This window comes from Otariodibacter sp. (assembly GCF_029256985.1).
GTDB lineage: Bacteria > Pseudomonadota > Gammaproteobacteria > Enterobacterales > Pasteurellaceae > Otariodibacter.
Window position 1 is genome coordinate 1 of record NZ_JARIDQ010000080.1, and the last position, 2,799, is coordinate 2,799.

The following is a 2,799-nucleotide window of genomic DNA, read 5'->3' on the forward strand; positions in this document are numbered from 1 at the left end:
GAGGATCGGTAACATCAACAGATAATAACTGACCAGATAAAGCATCAACCAATGATTGTACTGTTCCCTCACCGCCATCAGCCATTGGGACTTTTATACATTCTGCATCAGGAACGACTTTTTTGACCCCTTTCTCAATGGCATTCGCAACTTCAAGAGCAGTTAAACTTTCTTTGAAAGAATCTGGAGCAATAATGATTTTCATAAGAATCCTCTACAATCTAAAACAAATTGAATACACCAAAAATAAGTGTTGAAATAATTGTCATAACTAATCCTACAGCGCTTTCGTAAGGAATTAATTTTAAACGCTCTTTAATATCCATATTCACACTACCACCAGTCGCATGAAAGAATGAACCGTGGGGCATATGATCAAATACTGTAGCTCCTGCATGAATCATTGCTGCTCCAGCAATTCCGCTCACACCTAATTCCATTAATGTCGAACCAAAAATATTAGAAGCTACGGCAGTTCCAGCAGTAGTTGATGCTGTTGCTAGAGACATTAAGGCACCAGAAATAGGAGCCAGTAGATATGAAGGCAATCCTGAGGCAGTTAACCCTTCAATCAATACATCTTTCAAACCAGAATTTGCAATAATCCCTGCAAGTGTTCCTGTTCCTAATAACATAATTGCTACTGGAGTCATTTTATTTAATCCTATAATGGCATAACTATTGATATGTTTAACTTTACCCATACTCAAAGCACCAATTAAGCCACCTAAAGGTAAAGCGATTAACGGATCAACATTAATTCCAAATAATGGCCGTAATGTGAGTAGTAATATCGCAAATAAAGGTGCGGTAATTGCGGCAAGGAATCGAGGTAAGTCATTGTTATCAATAAGTTGTACTTCATTATTGCTAACTTTAGATCCCTTATTCATTAATGACTTAGCTAAAAAATATGTTACAACTAATCCAAATATAGCAGGGATAATACCTGCTAACATGACTGAAGTAAGAGGAATATTAAAAGCATCTGATGCTGCAATAGCATTTGGATTTGGCGATATTAAATTTCCAGCTTTACCCCCACCAATCATTGCAAGCAATACAGCTGCCTTAGAGAGATCCACCCGTTTAGCAAGGGCTAATGCAATTGGCGATACTGTAATCACAGAAACATCCACAAAAACCCCTACAGCGGTTAATATCATTGTCGCTAATGCAAGAGCAAGTAAAGCTCTTCTTTCTCCCATTTTCTGAACGATAGTTTCAGCAATGGTATTTGCTGCCCCTGATTCAATAAGAACCCCAGCTAAAATACCTGCAGCTAAAATTCGCATTACTGCGGTAGTAATTCCTTGCGCTCCGCCAATCATCAAGGATACAGTTTGTGTTAAATCAGCACCACCGACTAAACCACCAACTAGTGCACCAACAATCATGCCATAAGCTGGAGGAGTCCTCCTCAAAATTAAAGTAATTGCCACAATTAATGCCACGATAGCGCCAAGTGCAGATACGTTACTCATAAAGATTTCTCCCTAAATGATAAATGAACGATTTATTTTTCAATATCTTTCATAAAAAATCTTTATAAGAAATTACAAAAATCATACTTAATATGACTTTATTTTTGTTTTTTAGGACAATAATGCCTATAAAAAAGTACTAAGATATAGAATAAATTTTTCATCTAACTTATTGAAAGATAACCCTGTAATTTTCTCTATTTTGTCTAATCGGTAACGAAGTGTATTAGGATGAATAAATAATTTGGTCGAGGTGTGAGATAGATCACAATTTGATAAAAAATATTGCTGTAATGTTTTTCTTAAAACAGATTTATCATCCTCTTGCTGTAATACAGAAAGAGGTTTCATTAACTCTTTAAAATACCAAGAATCTGATAACGGATTTAGTAATGAAGGTAATTTATATTCTTCGAACGCATAAATATTTTTCTTCGGAAAATGTTTTAACCCATAATCAAGGGCATTTAATGCCGTTTGGTAAGATAAATATAATGCATCATATCCTGCTAAATTAGCGCCAATTGCTACCTTATAATCTTTTGTTAAAAATCTTTTTGAAGAAAACTTAAATTTCTTATTTTGTTTTGATGTATAAAGGACAACTACACAGTCAAAAGAGATAACCACTACATTCTCTTTCAAGAATTCCTGCTCCAATTCATATACTAGTTCCTGTAATCTTTCTACATTCGGATTAAATAATTTAACCAATATGACAGAACAAGCTAGACTAAAATTAAAATTAAAAAAAGTGGCCTGTTCTTCTAAAACTTGTGATGAAATAGATGATTTTAATAGCTGTAAGATAAATTCTTCACGATAACGATGATCCCAACGTTCTTTTTCCAAAGCGACCGCTTGTTCTACTATCAACTCTGCCGTCATTTTAACTAATTCTGCATAAGGCTTTACTTCTTCAGGCTCTCCAGAAATTCCAACACAACCTAATTTATCTCTCTGATAAATGATTGGTAAATTAATACCTGGCTTCACCTCATATTGCCATTGTCTTGCCAAAATAGCATCAATTTCAACGATTCTTTCCTGTCTTAAAGCCAGTATTGCCCCAGTATGCCTTTGCCCAATCCTAGTAGGATCCCCAGAAGCAATGATGATACCATTCTCATCCATAACATTCACAGAGTAATGAATAATTTTCATTGCTCTTTTAACAATACTTTGTGCAATAACTTGATTCAATTTCATCTTTTAGTTGCATTCAAATAAATGATTACATCCTTCCAGCCATAAATAAACGCACACAAAACATCCCAATAATAGTTGCGGTAATGCCACCTAAAGTATGTAGGCT

At 34.8% G+C, this 2,799-nt stretch carries 3 protein-coding genes; all 3 read right to left on the reverse strand.

Features of this window, described 5'->3' with window-relative positions:
- Positions 1–205: glycerate kinase (locus tag Q1J40_RS08145; protein WP_301099627.1), on the reverse strand; the 205-nt coding region annotated here is incomplete at its 3' end.
- Positions 206–221: 16 nt separating this feature from the next.
- Positions 222–1,484, reverse strand: a complete 1,263-nt coding sequence (locus Q1J40_RS08150) for a GntP family permease (RefSeq protein ID WP_301099628.1) — start codon at positions 1,482–1,484, stop codon at positions 222–224.
- Positions 1,485–1,610: 126 nt separating this feature from the next.
- Positions 1,611–2,693 carry a sugar diacid recognition domain-containing protein gene (locus Q1J40_RS08155; RefSeq protein ID WP_301099629.1) on the reverse strand — a complete coding sequence of 361 codons (1,083 nt, stop codon included), beginning with the start codon at positions 2,691–2,693 and terminating at the stop codon, positions 1,611–1,613.
- Positions 2,694–2,799: the final 106 nt, after the last annotated feature.